This is a genomic window from Vibrio navarrensis (assembly GCF_000764325.1).
Lineage (GTDB): Bacteria > Pseudomonadota > Gammaproteobacteria > Enterobacterales > Vibrionaceae > Vibrio > Vibrio navarrensis.
On record NZ_JMCG01000001.1, the window covers coordinates 86019 to 104302 of the forward strand.

An 18284-nucleotide genomic window follows, 5' to 3' on the forward strand; every position below is an offset into this window, starting at 1 on the left:
ACAAACTGACCAAGCTTTTTTTTCACCTGATGGAACAGATCCACTACATTCCGACTCACCATGAGCAACTGAGCCTGATCGATGCGAAATATCAGAAGTTTGCCTTTTCGCGGCATTACCATCTGGATTTTCATATCGGGCTGATTACCCATGGCGAGCAGAAATTCCAGCATCAAGGTTCTCACCATCACGTCGGTCACGGTCAAATCGTGATCATGCCACCGGATGAGCTGCACGATGGGGAAGCCAAACTAGAGAGTGGCTATCAAGTCAATGTGTTTGCGATCGAGCCACATCTGTTAAGTGATCTCGCCGATCTTAAGCAAAGCGGTCAAATTATCAGCTTTAATCAGTTGATCATCTCCGATCCTGTGATTTTTTTACAATTACGCAACCTACATAGCTTGCTGCGTGAAGAAAAACTCAGTGTGCTGACCAAAGATTGCCTTCCTTTTGAAGGGTTTAACTCGCTTTTTGATCGTTATGGATCGCTGAGCAGGCAAAAAGTGGTTCCGCTTGGCCAGAAATCGATGAGCAGTTTAAAAGAGTATTTGATGACGCATCTTGACCAAGCAGTGCGTTTAGACACACTCGCCGCGCTTTGTCAGCTCTCTCCGACGCAATTCCAGCGCCAATTTAAGGCACAAATGGGCATGACTCCCTATGCGTGGTTTAGCCGCCTGCGTTTGGAGCAGGCGATGAAACTGCTGCACGCCGGGCACTCGGCCACCGATGTCGCTCATCAAATTGGCTATTACGATCAAGCGCACTTCACTAAAGCTTTCAAACACACCTATGGCGTAACTCCAGCGCAAATTTCTCGCTAGGCTGTCGATAATTTACAAGCGCGCTGCTACCGCGTCAGAGACAATCCGTCTCACGATGTATTGATTGAGATCTTTTATGAATGAACTAACCGTATTACTCACCTTAGCCAGTGTGCACTTTGTCGCTTTGATGAGCCCAGGGCCGGATGTCGCTTTGGTGGTGCAAAACGCCTCCCGCTACGGCCGTCAAACCGGGCTGTTTATTGCTTTGGGTCTGTCGGTTGGCATCTTGCTGCATTCGCTGCTGAGCCTGACCGGGGTTAGCTATCTGGTCCACCAGCAGCCTTTGCTTTATACCCTGTTACAGCTCTTGGGCGGCAGCTATCTGCTCTATCTCGGTATCGGCGCACTGCGCGCGGTGCTCAGCCACAAAGCGGCTTGCAGCGGCGAACCCACGCGCGCCGCTGCAACATTGCAACTCAATAGCCAACGACAAGCTTTTCTCAAAGGCTTCGCCACCAATATCCTCAATCCTAAAGCGCTGGTGTTTTTTGTCAGCTTACTCTCTAGCTTGATCCCCAGCAGTATGTCGCTTAGCGGCAAAGCGATGGCGATTGGTATCTTGTTCAGCCTGTCTTTGGCTTGGTTTACCAGTCTCGCTTGGGCTCTTTCGGGGGCGCGGGTACAAAAACATTTGCAGCAAGCCAGCGTCTATATCGATGGAATTTGTGGCGTGCTGTTCTGCTTAATCGGCAGCGGGATCTTGTACCGCAGCGTCTCAAGCTGGTTAACGCACAGTTTGGCATAGCGTTTTGCTCGCTCACTTGTAAGCGATCTCTCACAAGTGAGTAAGCCAACGTCGAAAGCTGCGTGCGACAAGGTAATAAAAATCACACTAAATCATTGATAATTAATTGTTTGTACAATTCTTATTCAATCAATAAAACCATAAAAACGCCAAAACACGCCTTGTTGCCAGAGTGAATCACGCTAATATGGACCCTGTCGGAAGGATGCTGACACGGAACAGGAAATCACCAAGGATTCGGTGGTCTTCAGGAAGGAGACACGGTTACTCAGGATGAGCAATCGGCACGGACAGCGAACTGGACATTGAACGGACGCAAGCGTAACTAGGATGGTTACGACTAAGGATGGCAATGGACACCTCTGGAAGAGGAAGGACTTTACATCAGGATGATGTCAGGGACACCGCTCAGGGAACAAGTGATGGATACCAACGAGGATTGTTGGTCGACCAGGATAAGGTCAAGGACACCGCTAGGATGGCGACGTAAGGACTAAGCTGACGGATTCGGCATACTATCAAGGATTTGATGCAGGGAGCACTTTCGTAGCTGGATTGCTGCAAGTAAGACTATAACCCCGGTGGGCATACGCTCCCGGGGTTTTTCTTTACTTGCCATTTTTATCCAGTTCACTCATAAAAAAACGGCGCGTTCTGCGCCGTTTGTCTGTCATTGAAGCCAGTTGATGGGCAATCACATTTTTTCCAGTTTCGCGTAAGCGGTCACTAACCACTTGATCCCTTCACCATTAAAGGCAACTTGCACTCGGCCTTGCGCGCCACTGCCTTCAAAGTTGATGATGGTGCCTTCGCCAAACTTAGGATGACGCACGCGCGAGCCGAGTGAGAATCCGGTTTCGTTGAAGTTGTCCTTCACCGCCGTTTGGCTAAAACGGCCACTGCTGGCCGGACGGCTCACTTGCGCTTTCATGCGCACTTCGTCCAAACAAGTTTCCGGTAGCTCACGAATAAAGCGTGACGGTTTGTGATACTTATCTTGGCCGTATAAGCGGCGCATTTCGGCGTAGGTGATGTAGAGTTTTTGCATTGCACGCGTCATACCGACGTAGCACAAACGACGTTCTTCTTCCAAACGCCCAGCTTCTTCAGCCGACATTTGACTGGGGAACATGCCCTCTTCCACCCCGACCATAAACACCAGCGGGAACTCCAATCCTTTGGCGCTGTGCAGGGTCATCAGTTGTACCGCGTCTTCAAAATCGTCCGCTTGGCCTTCACCCGCTTCCAGCGCTGCATGGGTAAGAAAGGCGGTCAGCAGACTCATCTCTTCCGCCTCTTCCGGCTTTTCAAACTGACGCGTCGCGGTCACCAACTCTTCCAAGTTCTCAATACGCGCTTTGGATTTTTCGCCTTTTTCCTGCTCATACATGCTGTACAGGCCCGACGATTTGATCACATGGTCAGTTTGCACGTGCAGCGGCATCTCAAAGCTGTCGTCTTCCAAGGCATTAATCAGTTCGATGAAACGCCCCAAAGCGGTTGCAGCGCGACCAGTGAGCACTCGCTCTTCAATCAGGCCGATACTCGCTTCCCACAGGGTACAACCGCGATCACGCGCCGCGAAGCGCACCGTTTCCAGCGTTTTATCCCCCAAGCCGCGGGTCGGGGTGTTGACCACCCGCTCAAACGCTGCGTCGTCATTACGATTGGCGATTAAACGCAAGTAGCTCAGAGCGTCTTTGATCTCTTGGCGTTCGAAGAAGCGCATGCCGCCGTAAATGCGATATGGCAGACCCGCTTGAATCAACGCCTCTTCCAGCACCCGCGACTGGGCGTTATTACGATAAAGCATCGCCGCATCGTTGAGCGCGCCGCCTTTGTCTTGCCACTCTTTGATTTTGCTCACCGCAAAACGCGCTTCGTCCAGCTCGTTGTATGCGGAATAGATCGAGATGGGTTCACCTTGCACGCCATCGGTCCACAGCTCTTTGCCCAATCGTTCGGTGTTGTTGGCGATGAGTGCATTCGACGCATCGAGAATGGTTTTGGTCGAACGGTAGTTTTGCTCAAGGCGGATGGTGTTAACACTTGGGAATTCGAGCGTGAATTTCTCAATATTCTCCACTTTTGCCCCGCGCCAACCGTAGATAGATTGATCGTCGTCACCCACGATCATCACATGGCACTCAGGCCCGGCCATCATGCGCAGCCAAGCGTATTGAATGTTGTTGGTATCTTGAAACTCGTCGACCAGAATGTGCTTAAAGCGCGCTTGGTAGTGTTCGCGAATGTGTTTTTTCTCACGCAGTAGCTCGTGGGCGCGCAGCAAAATTTCCGCAAAGTCGACCAAACCTGCTCGGTCGCACGCTTCCTGATAGGCCGCATAAAGCTGCAAATAGGTTTTGGTCACCGGATCATGGTAGGCATCGATGTGCGCTGCACGTAGCCCTTCATCTTTCTTGCCGTTGATCCACCAAGCCACCTGACGCGCTGGCCACTGCTTCTCATCTAAGTTTTGCGCTTTGATCAGTCGCTTGAGCAAACGCTGCTGGTCGTCACTATCGATGATCTGGAAATCTTCCGGCAACTTGGCATCGAGATAGTGGGCGCGCAAGATGCGGTGACAAATACCGTGAAAGGTACCGTTCCACATGCCCGAGGCGCTGCCCATCATCAACTCTTCAATACGGCCACGCATTTCCGCCGCTGCTTTGTTGGTGAAGGTGACTGACATGATCGAAAACGGCGACGCTTGCTCCACCGACATCAACCAAGCGATGCGATGCACCAGAACGCGGGTTTTGCCACTGCCAGCACCAGCGAGGACGAGTAGATTTTCAAGTGGCGCGGCAACGGCTTCACGCTGTTTGTCGTTCAGGCCATCGAGTAAAAGTGAAGGATCCATCATGATAAGAGCTACTGGTTATTTATACAGAAACGTCGATTATAACCTAACCAGTTTGCCATTTCAGACAAAATTCACATTTGAGCAAGCCAACGCTTATCTCTATTTTTCAGATGGTTAGTATCTATTTTCCTGTTTCCATAAAAATTTGTATTTTTCCCTGAAAGTTTTTTCACCACGTCGCTGTCCTTTTAACCATGCAAGTCATGGCAAACGTCAGGCTTGTGTCATTAACTACAATAATCAGTCTAAGGAACACATCATGAAAAATTCAAATATCGCCGTTACTGCCGTTGTCACTGGTTTGCTCGCAATGGGAGGGTCGCTTCTGACCGCCGCGCCAGCGATGGCTGCGGAAAAAGAGAAATGCTACGGCGTGGCCAAAGCAGGCAAAAATGACTGCGCGACCAAAACCAGCTCGTGTGCTGGCACTGCAAAACAAGATAACCAAAAAGATGCGTTTGTCGTATTACCAAAAGGCCTGTGTGACAAACTTGCCGGCGGCAGCACTAAAGCCTCTTAATCCCCCCTCACTAGAAAGGAGCTCGGCGCTCAACCCCAGCTCCTCTTTCCCCAACATGTAAATGGAGCAGACAATGACGAATACTTACCATGACGATGTTGGGGTGGGTTTGCGGCTGGCGCATCTTGACTACTTTTGCCAGCAGCGGCCGCCGCTTTCTTGGCTGGAGATACACAGCGAGAATTACTTTCACCCGCACACGCTAGAGCGGAAAAAACTCAACCAACTGGCCAACGATTATCAACTGAGCTGTCATGGGGTCGGTTTATCTCTCGGTTCGGTGGATGGCATCGATCCGATACATCTGCAACGTTTGAAAGCCTTGGTGGATGATTTACAGCCGCGCTTCGTTTCTGACCATCTCAGTTGGAGCGAACACAGCGGGCACTTTTTCAATGATCTACTGCCGCTACCTTACACCGAAGAAGCACTAGAGGTGTTTTGCCACAATGTGCTGAGGGTGCAGGAGTACCTTGGGCGCGCCATCTTGGTGGAGAATCCGTCCAGTTATGTTCGCTATCAGCACTCAACCATCAGCGAGTGGCAATTTCTCGCCGAAGTGCAGCGCCGTACCGACTGTCGTTTACTGCTCGATCTCAATAACGTGTATGTTTCGTCGTACAACCACGGGTTCGACTGCCAAGAATATCTCGCCGCACTTCCGGCCGATTGTGTCGACGAAATTCATTTGGCTGGCTTTACCGTCAAGTCGCTACCACAAGGCGAAATCTGGATAGATACCCACAGCCAACCCGTGTCGCCCGCAGTCTGGCAACTCTATCAAGCGTGGCTTGCCAAGCATGGCCGACGCCACACCTTAATTGAGTGGGATCTCGATTTGCCCGCGCCCGACGTGCTGCTAGGCGAGGCGCACAAAGCAAGCAAGCTGCTCTTTCAGTCATGCCTTGCTAAGGAGGCATCATGAGACTGGCCGACTTACAGCACCGTTTCGCCCGCGCTCTACACTATCAGGCATCAGGGGAGATATGTGACATCGTCAGCGATCAATTCACGGCCGATGAGCGGATACAAATTTATCGCAACAACTTCGTCATCGGTTTAAGCGAGTTACTGGAACTGAGCTACCCGAAAACCCGTCTGTTGCTCGGCGAAGCCTGCTTTGCTCAAATAGTGCGGCAATATGTACTGCGCGTGCCCTTAAGTCAAGCCGATGTGTCGAGTTATGGTGAAGGATTCGAGACAACCTTAGCGCAATTTCCACAGGTGGTTGAGCAGGTTCCTTGCTGCCGGGAGTTTGCCCGTTTTGAATGGACCATCGACCTTTGCCAGCAGCAATGGCAAGAGGCACAAAAAACGGCGCAGACACAACCTTTAGACGCGCTGGCGCAGATTGATCCTGCTCGCCATGGCGAGGTGCGTTTTCATCTGGCCGTTGGTGTCGCTTGTTTTGCTGCCGATTACGCGCTGTTTTCTCTGCACCAAGCAATTCGCGAGCAATGCTTTGACGATTTGCACATCGAGCAAGCGCAAGCTGGCGTCATCCAGGTATTTGCGGATCGCTCCTATCAGTGCATGCCGCTAACGCCCGCCGCATTTGCGCTGCTAACGCAATTAGAGCAGCAAAAAGCGTTAGCCGACATAGACGCCGAGTTACTGGCCGAGTTAAACGCCTTGGTTGAACTTGGCGTCATTAGCCATTTTTCGCTGCCATAAAGAGAATAGAAACGTTATGAATTCAAAGCTAACGGGCCTGCTTGCCCGCTACGATACTGCCACCGCTGCGATGCAATTCGTATTGCTGCCATTTTTGTTACTCGGGCTACGCCTTGGTGTTGCTTGGGTATTTTTCCGCTCTGGTCTAAGCAAAATCACCAACTGGGAGAGCACACTTTATCTCTTTGAGTGGGAATATCAGGTACCGCTGATTCACTGGCAACTGGCCGCTTATCTCGTCACTGCAGGCGAGTTGCTGCTGCCCATCTTACTTGCCGTTGGCTTGTTGACCCGAGTCGCAGCGAGCGGGCTGTTTGTTCTTAATGCAGTGGCAGTGATCTCTTACCCACTGCTATGGCAACAAGGGTTTTATGACCACCAGCTATGGGGATTGATGATTTTAATGTTGATGATTTGGGGCGCTGGCCCCTTCTCTGGCGATCAACTGGTGCGGCGCACGCTGACTCACAAACATAACCAGTGAATAAAAAAATCCCCGCGACAAACTGGCGGGGATTTTTTATCAAAACTACTTGTTGTTCAGGTAGGCGAGCAGCTCATCGGCCGAGATGCCTTGTTTGGCGAGCTCTTTCGCCATCGTTTCTACCTGCTCTCCTTTACGAGATTCGATAACCTTTTGAAACTGATAGACGATATCTCTGAGAACAGGCAGAGGAACTTGTTTCGCCGCACTGCGAATTCGCTCTTCGCTTTGATTGCCCAGCTCATTAAGTAATTTGCCGAACATGATTTTCTCTGGAGACTCTTCCATCTGTTCAAGAATACGAGCCATTTCATAAGTGGTTAACGACATTACCTGTAAATTCCGTTAAGTGTCGGGGAAAATGTGAACGACAAATATACACGGGTTCGAATAGCAGTAAAACTCTAATTTTGCCCGTTAGTTCAAGCAGCTGCTGTTTGTGTGTGCCAACTTTTACCCACTTTCGAAAAGAGAATAAACAGTGCAGGCAATAACAACCACATTTGCAACGCAATCATATTAGACGCTTCCAACTCAAAACGCTGCATAGTACCGACTAAAAATCCTGAGCCACTCATTTGGAACAACCCCAATAGCGCGGCTGCGGTTCCCGCCTTGTCGCCAAAAGGCTCCAACGCTTTGCCAGCCGCTGCGCCTAGAATCCAAGCAAACCCGACCGAAGAGAGGAAGATTGGCAACATGAAGGCGAATGGGGTACCACTGCTCGCCAGCAGCACCATTACGAAGCCAGCCAGACCGAGTGTCATAACGCCAACAACTAAGGTGTTGTGCGTGCCCCATTTATCCATAAATTTCGGTGCCAGCAAACACGCGGCAATGTTAATCACGGCATTTACGCCAAACCAGAAAGTAAATTGGTTCATGCTCAGGCCCATGCCTTCCATCAACACCACTGGCGCCGATGTCACGTAAGCCAAGATCACCGCCATCGCTAACAAACATAAGGTGGCATGGAAAACAAAAGACGGTGTACGCAGCACCGCCCAGTAACGGCTCAATTTAAACACCGCTTGTTTTTCCGTCGCTGGGTTGGTTTCACGCATATTGAAAAACATCATGGTGCCCACCACCAGCGCGAAGCCAGCCATAAAACTGAAATTAGCACGCCAGCCAAATTGCTGAGTGAGCCAACTGCCGAGAATGGGCGCAAGCGCCGGAATAAAACAGATCGCCCCATTAAGGTAGCTGATCATTTTGCCGCTTTTTTGCGGGCCAAAGATATCGCGAACTGTCGCAAAGGCTGCTACCGATGTCGCACACGCACCTAAGCCTTGTAGCAAACGAGATACCAACATCCACTCGATATTTTGCGCGCTCCACGCCAATAAAGCGCTCAACGCGTAGATGGTGATGCCTCCCAATGCAACAGTTCGCCGTCCGAGTTTATCTGCCAGCGGGCCAGCGAATAACTGACCGACCCCCATAGCAAACAAAAACCAGGTAATGGTGTCTTGCGCCAGTGCATGCTCTACGGAAAAGGCATTGGAAATAAGCGGTAAAGCAGGCAGATAGATATCAATGGCCAAGGGGCTAAACAGCACCAACAAGGTCAACAATGCCATCTGCATCTTGGTAGTTTGACTCTGCACAGACACAAAACACTCCAAATTGAATAAGAACTTTTGCTGAAGTTTATCCACATCGTGATATGAATAGAAATGATGTATATTCATCGTTGATATTCCCACTTGGAAACTCAACAATGAACATTGAGAAATTATCGCGTTTGGATCTCAATCTGCTGGTGTGCCTTAAAGTGCTGTTTGACGAGCTAAATGTAACCCGAGCCGCGCATCGGCTCTGTTTAAGCCAATCGGCGGTGAGTAAATCCTTGGCCAAACTGCGCGAGCAGTTTGACGATCCGCTGTTTGTGCGCCACTCACACGGTTTAACCCCCACAGCACGTGCGCTGTTTCTGCGTCCAAAGCTCGAACTGCTGATCAACCAGTTAGAGATGCTCACCTTGCCAGAGCAGTTTCATCCTGACAGCAGTGAATATCGTTTTCGCATCGCTGCGGTGGAAAGCGTATACCCGCTGATCTTGCCCCATTTTCTGCCATCGATTTTTCACCAAGCACCGAATGTCACCATCAGTACCCACTCTTGGTCAGATCAGACCTTCAAAATGCTTCAGCGCGGCGAACTCGATCTCGGTATCACAGGCAAAGATATCGACATCAACGACGCCAAACTGACCATGCTGCCGCCAGCGGATATTCGCGAACAAGAGATTTATCGCGACAATCAGATGTGTGTGGTGCGAAAAAATCACCCCGCCCTTAAGCAAGGCTGGAGCCTTGAAAGCTACCTTTCACTGCGTCACGTACAAGTGCGCTGTGATGGCAACGAGCGTTGGTTGCTCGACTACCGCTTGGCCGATATTGGCCGAGAGCGTGACATCGCCATCACCGTTCCTGACTTCAATAGCGCAGCCAATCTCTGCTCTTACACCGATTTCGTCTTCACCGCGCCGAGCCACTTCGTCCATCTCGCAGCCAAACAGCTTAATCTGCAAGTGCTGCCGCTACCGATCGAATTCCCCCCAATGGCGTATACCTTATTTTGGCATCGTGATAGAGAAAACGACCCTGCACTGAGCTGGCTGCGCAATATGATCACGCAGAAGACGCTGCACCTTAGGTAAAAATTTCGCCATTTATTTGCGTGCTTGGGATAAAATGAGTAGCTTAACAGCCGATAGTCCTCCGGGCTCATCGATGGTCTGTGGTCCTTACACGGAAGGTAAGGCGCTGCTCCCAACCTGAGCAAACGGAGCCACAATAAAAGGAAAAGACAACAGATGCATAATGCTACTCACGAGCGTGTTGCCGCCATTCGTCAATGGTTAGTGCAACACAACATCGACGCCCTACTCGTTCCGCACGAAGATGAATATCTGGGCGAATACGTCCCTGCGCACAACGAACGCTTACATTGGTTGACCGGGTTCACCGGCTCTGCCGGCGCAGCCGTGATCACACAAGAAAAAGCAGCGATATTTGTTGATGGTCGCTACACAGTGCAAGTGACCAAACAAGTCCCTGCTGAGCTCTTTGAATATCGCCACCTGATTGAAGAGCCGGCGCTCGATTGGCTAAAAGCAAACTTGCCGCGTGGGGCATCGGTAGCAATCAATCCTCGCATGCACAATGCTACTTGGCTTAGCAACGCGCAAAGCAAATTGGCGGATGTGTTGCAGCTGAAGATATTGGAAGAAAACCCTATCGATCAACTTTGGCACGATCGCCCTGCCCCTATCGTTTCTGACGTCAGATTGATGCCAGCCGAAGCGGTCGGCCAGTCTTGTGCCAGTAAGCGCGAAGAGATAGCGCAACTGGTCAACCAAAGCGGTGCTGACAGTGCGGTGATTACCGCGCTCGATTCCATTTGCTGGTTACTCAATGTGCGCGGGCTTGATGTCTCTCGTCTGCCTGTTTTGCTTTCACACGCAATTTTGCATCACGACGGCAGCGTCGAGTACTTTCTCGATCCGGCTCGCTTACCCAGCGAGTTTGCCGCACATGTTGGCCAAGGTGTCACTGTCTATCACCCAGAGCAACTCGCGGATCGCCTACAAGCGTTGAGCGGGAAAAAAGTGCTGGTCGATCCGGCAACCAGCAACGCTTGGTTCAAGTTGGTGCTGCAAAATGCGGGCGCAGAGGTCATCAGTGCTGCCGATCCTTGCTTGATGCCAAAAGCGGCGAAAAACGCCGTTGAGATTGCAGGCATGAAAGCGTGTCATGTTCGTGATGGTGTGGCGATGTCTATGTTTCTTTGTTGGCTGGACGCAGAAGTCGCTGCGGGCCACCTGCATGATGAAGCAACACTGGCCGACAAGTTGGAAGCGATTCGCCGCGAAGATCCGACCCTGAAAGACCTCAGCTTTGACACGATTTCAGCGGCGGGCAGCAATGCTGCCATGTGCCACTACAATCATGAAAACCAGCCCAAGCCAGGACAGTTGCAAATGGATACTCTGTATCTGGTTGACTCAGGCGGCCAATATCTGGATGGCACCACCGACATCACACGTACGATTGCTATCGGTAATCCAAGCGCAGAGATGATCAAACAGTTCACTTTGGCGCTGAAAGGTCACATCGGTGTGGCCAGCGCACGCTTCCCTAAAGGCACACGTGGTTATCAAATCGATACGTTAGCCCGTCAGCATCTTTGGGCAGAAGGCTTCGACTATGATCACGGCACCGGTCATGGTGTTGGCCATTTCCTCAGCGTGCATGAAGGCCCAGCCAGCATCTCCAAGCGACAGATTGATGTCCCACTGGTGGCTGGCATGGTGCTTTCTAATGAACCGGGCTATTACCGTGCTGATGCATTTGGTATCCGTATTGAGAATCTGGAGTTGGTGGTCGAGCAGCCAACGCAAGGGGATTTCCCTGTGCTGGCTTTTGAATCCTTGACTCGCTGCCCGATCGACAAGCGGAACATTAATGTCGATATGCTGACAGACGCGGAGCTAAATTGGCTCAACGATTATCATCAAAAAGTTTGGCACGCGCTCAGTTCATTGGTGGATAGCGATGTGAAAGCTTGGCTGTCAGCCGCAACGCAGCCATTAGTTCGCAATTAGCACCTAGTTCGCCATTGACACCAACCTACATACTGCCAATGTGTGTCGAATTAGGCATTTACTAATTAGTTCACAAGTAAAAAAGGGTTGAGGCAGCTGTCTCAACCCTTTTGTTTCACGTGAAACACTCGCCTTTCCATGCGAGTGAGTCTCCCAAGCTCAGCTGCGTAGCCCTGAATATGCGCTATGCCAATCGCGCCAAACAGGTTCAAAGCCTTTGCTGCGAATCATCGCCGCTACTGACTCAGCACTGCGCTCATCACTGATCTCAAATTGCTCCAGTTCGACATCCGTCATTGCATAGCCACCAGGTTGGGTTTTAGACGCGGCAGACATTGAAGTAATGCCGAGCGGTAAGACATTGTCTCTAAAAAAGGCAGACTCGCGGGTGGACAAAGAGAGCTCTACCTCAGGGTTAAACAGTCGGTAGGCACAAATCAGTTGCACCAATTGCTTATCTGTCATCTCCGATTTCGGTGGTAATGCCCCGGCACATGGTCGAAGACGAGGAAATGAGATGGAGTAGCGCGTCTGCCAGTAGGTGCGTTCTAAATACTCAAGATGCGCAGCAGTAAAAAAACAATCAGTACGCCAATCCTCCAAACCAATCAAAGCGCCAATGCCAATTTTGTCGATGCCAGCGCGCGCGAGGCGATCGGGTGTTTCCAAACGAAATTCAAAATTGGTTTTGTTACCGCGCAGATGATGCTGAGCATAGGTCGAAGGATGATACGTTTCTTGGTAAACCATCACAGCATCCAATCCGAGCAAAATCAGTTCCTCGTATTGCTCTTGCTGCAAAGGTTGCACTTCCATCGCCAAATAGTTGAACTGCTGCTTAATCATCGGCACAACTTGACGAAAGTAATTCATACCGACTTTTGTCTCATGCTCACCAGTCACGAGCAGCACACTATCAAAATTCATCCGCTTGATTGCTGCAATTTCTGCGGCAATTTCACCTTGATTAAGCGTGCGACGCTTAATGCGGTTTTCCATCGAAAAACCACAGTAGGTGCACGCATTGGCACACAGGTTTGAGAGGTAGAGTGGGATATAGAGTGAGACCGTATTACCAAACCGCTTTCTCGTAAGAGCATAAGAACGTTGCGCCATCGCTTCCAAATAGCTTTCGGCAACGGGTGATATCAGAGCCTTGAAGTCTTCGAGATCCAACTTTTCTTTACTCAGTGCCCGCTCCACCTCTTTTGCCGTTTTTGCCCGAATAGACAACGCCACATCATCCCAATTTAGCTGATTAAAACACTCAACAAAACTCATGTATGTTTCCTCAACAATCCAAGAATGAAGTCAGTGGACTTGAAGCTATGGCATGCGAAACTTGTCCGGCTAAGCCAGCGTCGTAAGCCGCGCGGCCCGCTTCCACGGCTAACCTAAAGGCACGGGCCATCGCGACAGGATCACTCGCTGTGGCAATCGCCGTGTTAACAAGAACGGCATCAGCACCCAACTCCATCGCGCGAGCCGCGTGTGAAGGAGCACCAATCCCGGCATCCACTACCACAGGAACCTTGGCTTGGTCGATGATGATTTGTAAGAAATCTGCCGAAACCAGTCCTTTGTTTGAACCGATTGGCGCGCCCAAAGGCATCACTGCGGCGCACCCAACCTCTTCGAGTCGCTTGCAAAGAACCGGATCGGCATGACAATACGGCAACACGATAAAGCCATCTTTTACCAGTTGTTCCGCTGCCAGCAATGTCTCAATCGGATCGGGCATCAAGTACTTAGGGTCGGGGTGAATTTCCAGTTTCAACCAGTGAGTACCGAGCGCCTCCCGAGCCAGATGAGCCGCAAATATTGCATCTTGTGCGTTCTTCGCCCCGGAGGTATTGGGCAACAAATGAATACCCGCGGCCACCAAGGGAGAAAGAATGTCGTCATGGCGGTCCGTAATGTCCACCCTTTTCAGTGCCATGGTTGCAAGCTGAGAGCCGCTAGCGGTTAGCGCTTTGGCCATTAACTGGCTATTGGCAAATTTCCCCGTTCCAGTAAATAATCTTGAGCTAAATTCTTTATCTGCGATCTTCAACATAGCGTTACCCTCCTGCAATCGCTTGAAACAGCGAGATACTATCTCCCTCATACAACACTCGCGTTTGCCATTCACTTCGCGGTACGACTTGGTTATTGACCGCAAACACACTGCCATGACTTGGCAAAGAGAACTCATCTATCATCTGTTGCAGTGTCTTACCAGTTGCGATTTTCTGCGGCAGACCGTTAAACACAATCGCTATCGATTCCATTACTCTTCCCCTTTAAGCCATATTGCTACAATGAGCACAGTGAGCGTCGCGAACGGCATTCATTGTCTGCCATGTCATGTTTAATCCATCAAACAAATGCAGTTGATTGCGCGCTAGATGAAAACGCCCAGTTGCGAGCTTTTGAATTGCTGCCAATGCTTGGTAGTTGCCAAGAATACCGACCACAGGCCCCATCACACCAAGATCACTACAACGCTGACTCTGCTCGGCGTCATCAAAAGGATAGAGGCAGTGATAACAGGCGGTCGCGCTATCGCCAGCTGTGTAGTCAAACACGCTAAACTGCCCAAGCCAGCCAATCGCCGCAGCCGATATCAGCGGCTTACGCTGCTGTAAACAAGCAAGGTTAATGGCTTGGCGACTGGGGAAATTGTCGGTACAGTCCAACACAACATCGGCCATCATCACTTCCATACTCAATTGTGTAGCGCTGATACGTTGATTCAGTGCTCGAATATGAACCTCGGGATTAAGCTGATTGAGCTGGTTGCGCAAAGCATCCGATTTACCGCTGGCAACATCACCACTGCGATAAGCCACTTGGCGCTGTAAGTTACTCACCTCAACAGTATCATCATCCACGAGAACCAAACGACCAACCCCAGCGCCTGCGAGGTAGAGTGCAGCCGCACTCCCCAGACCACCGCATCCAATTAGCAAAACCGAAGCTTCGCTAAGGCGCAGCTGTCCAGATTCGCCGACTTCCTCTAATGCAACTTGCCGTTGATAGCGAAGGAATAGATCATTGCTCAACATGACGACACTCCTTATGCAGATGATCATAATGTAAGGAGGTAGCACAACTGCGCTGTTCCGAATTGCTTACCATGACCTGTTTAAAGTCACTAATCGCCGTTTGGACATCATTGGCTTGCGTGATTGCCCTAACCACAGCGAGCGATGAAACACCGGTTTGCCAAACTTGGCTTGCATTGCCAAGATCAATACCACCAATAGCAACGGTAGGTATTCCCTTTTGCTCACCATAAGGAATGGTGTCTATCAGTTTCTGATAGAGCGCTAAACGAGTTAGACCTTGTGGCTGAGACGGCATCTGTTTCGTGGTGGTCGGAAAAATATGACCGAGCGCGATATAGCTTGGCGTGAGTTGCACGATACGCAGTAATTCGTAATAACCATGTGTTGAAAGCCCAAGAGCAATCCCGGATCCTGCCAACTGGGTAAGATTTGATGCTTGCAAATCCTCTTGGCCTAAGTGCACACCAAAGGCGCCATGTTTGATAGCAAGCTGCCAATAGTCATTAATAAATACCTGTGCGTTATACTCACGTCCCAGCTCAATCGCACGAATGATCTGCGCTTCTAAATCGACTCGTTCTGGTTGTTTTATTCTCAGCTGTATGGTTTTTATCCCCAGTGGTAAAAGCTTTTCTATCCATTCAACACTGTCCACTACCGGATACAATCCAAGGCTATGTGGCTCCAGCTTGGGAAAACCCTTGTTCAAATTGGCCAGCTGCCATTCAAGGCGAATATCAAAATCCTTGTGTTCTAGGACGGGTGTTGGAAAAGCGGAGTACTCAAATGCCCATGTTTCACGTGAAACATTCAACATCGCTCTTGCTAAAGTGAGGCTATCTTCTAGTGGAAAACCCAGTGCGGATAAGGTGATAAACCACGCTAAATGACGACACCTAGCTGCTCGGGAAAGTAGGATACTTTCAGCGATCCTCAAGGCTTGACGTTGGTGATTGAGAGGATTCGTCCAAACATCGTACTTATCGCCATTGGAGTCAGTGAGATGAATAAAGACTTTACGCGAATCCATCGTCAGAGATTCTATTGACGCTGCCGACAAATAGCACAAACAGCAGTCATACTCTGTGGTTTGAATTTGGTCTCTATCCAACAGATCAGTGGCAACAGCGAAATGGTCTTGGTTAGAAATCAGTTGCAATGTCCGAGTTGGGCTAACACCCAACTCGATATGCTCAATGGCAAAGCCTTGCTGTTCTGCCAAAAGCAAACACTGCTGAATATCTCCGGTCACTTCGATGATATCGGATGGGATCAGCAGTTTCATGCTTACTCCTCCACACTGGCCATAGCAGCAGGGTGATAGAGCTCAGAGCCAGAAGCTTTAAACTCTGCCGATTTTTGTCGCATTCCTTCCAGCGGATCGTCAATCAGCTTAATTTCAATCGCATCGCCATCCGCCGTTTGTAGGTCCTTGGCGTACTCACGGACTTCTTGAGAGATTTTCATCGAGCAGAATTTGGGGCCACACATAGAGCAGAAATGGGCAACCTTGCCCGATTCTTGTGGTAGCGTTTCATCGTGATAAGCTCGGGCGGTATCCGGATCGAGCGACAGATTGAATTGGTCTTGCCAACGGAACTCAAAACGGGCTTTTGATAATGCGTTGTCACGCACTTGAGCTCCCGGATGTCCTTTGGCTAAGTCTGCCGCATGCGCGGCCAGTTTGTAGGTAATTAGCCCTGTTTTCACATCTTCCTTATTGGGCAGCCCAAGATGTTCTTTTGGCGTTACATAACAAAGCATCGCGCAGCCATACCAACCTATCATCGCCGCGCCAATCCCAGAAGTGATGTGGTCATAACCGGGGGCAATATCCGTGGTTAACGGGCCAAGGGTGTAAAATGGCGCTTCATGGCAATGCTTAAGCTGTTCGTCCATGTTCTCTTTTATCATGTGCATCGGCACATGCCCGGGGCCTTCGATAATCACCTGAACGTCGTATTCCCAAGCAATTTTAGTTAGTTCTCCCAGCGTTCTTAGCTCTGCAAACTGCGCTTCATCGTTCGCATCCGCAACGGAGCCGGGACGTAGCCCATCACCCAAAGAAAGCGCCACATCATATTTCGCACAAATCTCGCAGATTTCCCGGAAATGGGTATACAAAAAACTCTCTTGATGGTGTGCCAGACACCATTTGGCAATGATGGATCCTCCACGAGAGACAATGCCGGTCACACGCTTCGCCGTCATCGGAATATAACGTAGCAGTAGGCCTGCATGGATAGTGAAGTAGTCAACGCCCTGCTCTGCCTGTTCAATCAGTGTATCTCGCATCACTTCCCAGTTAAGGTTTTCCGCAATACCATTTACCTTCTCTAAAGCTTGGTACATAGGAACTGTACCAATTGGCACTGGGCTATTACGCAGGATCCACTCGCGAGTTTCGTGAATGTTACGCCCTGTTGAGAGATCCATGACAGTATCGCCACCCCAGCGCGTAGCCCAAACCAGCTTTTCCACTTCTTCTTCAATTGAAGACGTGACTGAAGAGTTGCCAATGTTAGCGTTCACTTTGACCAAGAAGTTACGACCAATGATCATTGGCTCAGATTCAGGGTGATTGATATTGGAAGGGATAATCGCACGTCCTTCTGCCACTTCTCGGCGGACAAATTCTGCGCTAATTTCCTTGGGTAGATTGGCACCAAAACTTTGCCCAGGATGCTGCTGAGTTAATACCTCATCACGATACTGTGCCCTGCCCATATTTTCACGCAGCGCAATAAATTCCATCTCGGGCGTGATAATGCCATTACGTGCGTAATGCAATTGCGTAACACAATGCCCCGTTTTAGCGCGACGAATACGCGGTAAATTGCCGTAACGTAACTCGTCTAACGTCTCATCGTCTAAACGCTGTTTGGTGTAGGCCGAGCTCACTTCATCGAGAACTTCAGTGTCACCACGTTCGGCAATCCAGCCCTCTCTTAGCTTGGGCAAGCCGCTATAGAGGTCAATAGTGTGCTGTGGATCTGTATAAACGCCAGACGTATCGTAGACTCTAATCGGCTCATTGGGCGCCAAAATAGGAGCATCTTTTGAACCACCGATGAGGCTATCCGCCAGCGATATTTCACGCATTGGCACTCGAATATCAGGCCGAGAACCTTCGACATAAATTTTGTTGGAATTGGGGTACGCTTGTACTGAAAGAGTATCAATGAACTGTTTGGCTTCCAGTCTCGCTTGCTTGCGATTCGACATAGCATTTTTCCTTTCTTGTTATGCAAGATAAAAAGGTGACGGATGAAAATGCTTGGCGGAAAAATGCGACAAGAGGGATCGAACTTACACAAATTGCAGATGGCTCTGCGCGCAAAATTCGAACTTTGATAAGACACTAGTAGAATTTAGCTACTAAAATCTTCTCTTGTTCCCTTCGCAGGTCTTAACCTGATCAGGTTCAACGGATCCCGAATAAACGGTCTCAGCCTTATGGCACTCCGACAAGTGAAGCGATTATAAGCAATCGACTTGGT

General features: G+C 50.0%; 17 protein-coding genes and 1 riboswitch. Of the genes, 8 read left to right on the plus strand and 9 right to left on the minus strand.

The window, feature by feature from the left end; all coding sequences use genetic code 11:
• The first annotated feature begins 29 nt into the window (after nt 1-29).
• Nucleotides 30-827, plus strand: coding sequence for an AraC family transcriptional regulator (locus tag EA26_RS00395; protein ID WP_039428654.1), 798 nt, complete (start codon nt 30-32; stop codon nt 825-827).
• Nucleotides 828-903: 76 nt separating this feature from the next.
• Nucleotides 904-1575 (plus strand): LysE family translocator, encoded by a 672-nt coding sequence (locus EA26_RS00400; RefSeq protein ID WP_039422225.1) that lies wholly within the window; start codon nt 904-906, stop codon nt 1573-1575.
• 694 nt (nt 1576-2269) lie between these two features.
• On the opposite strand, the gene uvrD is transcribed toward EA26_RS00400, so the two are convergent.
• Nucleotides 2270-4444, minus strand: a complete 2175-nt coding sequence (gene uvrD, locus EA26_RS00405; RefSeq protein ID WP_039422227.1) for a DNA helicase II — start codon at nt 4442-4444, stop codon at nt 2270-2272.
• A 259-nt stretch (nt 4445-4703) separates the two neighbouring features.
• On the opposite strand from uvrD, the gene EA26_RS00410 reads away from it, so the two are divergent.
• From EA26_RS00410 to EA26_RS00425, 4 genes are all read left to right on the plus strand, one after another.
• Nucleotides 4704-4964, plus strand: a complete 261-nt coding sequence (locus tag EA26_RS00410; protein ID WP_039422230.1) for a BufA1 family periplasmic bufferin-type metallophore — start codon at nt 4704-4706, stop codon at nt 4962-4964.
• A 73-nt stretch (nt 4965-5037) separates the two neighbouring features.
• The gene (gene bufB / locus EA26_RS00415; RefSeq protein WP_039422233.1) at nt 5038-5889 is read left to right on the plus strand and encodes an MNIO family bufferin maturase; all 852 of its coding nucleotides are present in this window, start codon (nt 5038-5040) and stop codon (nt 5887-5889) included.
• Nucleotides 5886-6638, plus strand: coding sequence for an HvfC/BufC N-terminal domain-containing protein (locus tag EA26_RS00420; protein ID WP_039422236.1), 753 nt, complete (start codon nt 5886-5888; stop codon nt 6636-6638). The genes bufB and EA26_RS00420 overlap by 4 nt, the downstream gene beginning before the upstream one ends.
• Before the next feature lie 16 nt (nt 6639-6654).
• On the plus strand, nt 6655-7122 hold the full coding sequence (locus tag EA26_RS00425) for a DoxX family protein (RefSeq protein ID WP_039422238.1): 468 nt from the start codon (nt 6655-6657) through the stop codon (nt 7120-7122).
• A 45-nt stretch (nt 7123-7167) separates the two neighbouring features.
• Here EA26_RS00425 and tsrA read toward each other — a convergent pair whose 3' ends face one another.
• Together tsrA and EA26_RS00435 are read right to left on the minus strand one after the other, a co-directional pair.
• Nucleotides 7168-7452: an H-NS-like global regulator TsrA gene (gene tsrA, locus EA26_RS00430; RefSeq protein ID WP_039422240.1), complete on the minus strand. Its 285-nt coding sequence runs from the start codon at nt 7450-7452 to the stop codon at nt 7168-7170.
• A gap of 92 nt (nt 7453-7544) precedes the next feature.
• Nucleotides 7545-8711 (minus strand): multidrug effflux MFS transporter, encoded by a 1167-nt coding sequence (locus EA26_RS00435; protein ID WP_226970327.1) that lies wholly within the window; start codon nt 8709-8711, stop codon nt 7545-7547.
• Between the two features lie 134 nt (nt 8712-8845).
• On the opposite strand from EA26_RS00435, the gene EA26_RS00440 reads away from it, so the two are divergent.
• Complete coding sequence (locus EA26_RS00440; RefSeq protein WP_039422241.1) at nt 8846-9787, plus strand: LysR family transcriptional regulator; 942 nt, start codon at nt 8846-8848, stop codon at nt 9785-9787.
• A 156-nt stretch (nt 9788-9943) separates the two neighbouring features.
• Nucleotides 9944-11734 carry an aminopeptidase P family protein gene (locus tag EA26_RS00445; RefSeq protein ID WP_039422243.1) on the plus strand — a complete coding sequence of 597 codons (1791 nt, stop codon included), beginning with the start codon at nt 9944-9946 and terminating at the stop codon, nt 11732-11734.
• A gap of 159 nt (nt 11735-11893) precedes the next feature.
• Here the strand turns inward: EA26_RS00445 and thiH are convergent, their stop codons facing one another.
• From thiH to thiC, 6 genes are read right to left on the minus strand one after another with little or no spacing between them, the layout of a single operon-like run.
• Entirely contained in the window at nt 11894-13015 is a 1122-nt protein-coding gene (gene thiH, locus EA26_RS00450) for a 2-iminoacetate synthase ThiH (RefSeq protein WP_039422246.1), read from the minus strand.
• Nucleotides 13016-13025: 10 nt separating this feature from the next.
• On the minus strand, nt 13026-13790 hold the full coding sequence (locus tag EA26_RS00455) for a thiazole synthase (protein WP_039422250.1): 765 nt from the start codon (nt 13788-13790) through the stop codon (nt 13026-13028).
• A 4-nt stretch (nt 13791-13794) separates the two neighbouring features.
• Complete coding sequence (thiS, locus tag EA26_RS21255) at nt 13795-14004, minus strand: sulfur carrier protein ThiS (RefSeq protein WP_039422252.1); 210 nt, start codon at nt 14002-14004, stop codon at nt 13795-13797.
• A 12-nt stretch (nt 14005-14016) separates the two neighbouring features.
• Nucleotides 14017-14781, minus strand: a complete 765-nt coding sequence (locus tag EA26_RS00465; RefSeq protein WP_039422255.1) for a HesA/MoeB/ThiF family protein — start codon at nt 14779-14781, stop codon at nt 14017-14019.
• Nucleotides 14768-16069, minus strand: a complete 1302-nt coding sequence (locus tag EA26_RS00470) for a thiamine phosphate synthase (protein WP_039422256.1) — start codon at nt 16067-16069, stop codon at nt 14768-14770. The genes EA26_RS00465 and EA26_RS00470 overlap by 14 nt, the downstream gene beginning before the upstream one ends.
• Before the next feature lie 2 nt (nt 16070-16071).
• The gene (gene thiC / locus EA26_RS00475; protein ID WP_039422258.1) at nt 16072-18009 is read right to left on the minus strand and encodes a phosphomethylpyrimidine synthase ThiC; all 1938 of its coding nucleotides are present in this window, start codon (nt 18007-18009) and stop codon (nt 16072-16074) included.
• 153 nt (nt 18010-18162) lie between these two features.
• Nucleotides 18163-18261, minus strand: a riboswitch (TPP riboswitch).
• Nucleotides 18262-18284: the final 23 nt, after the last annotated feature.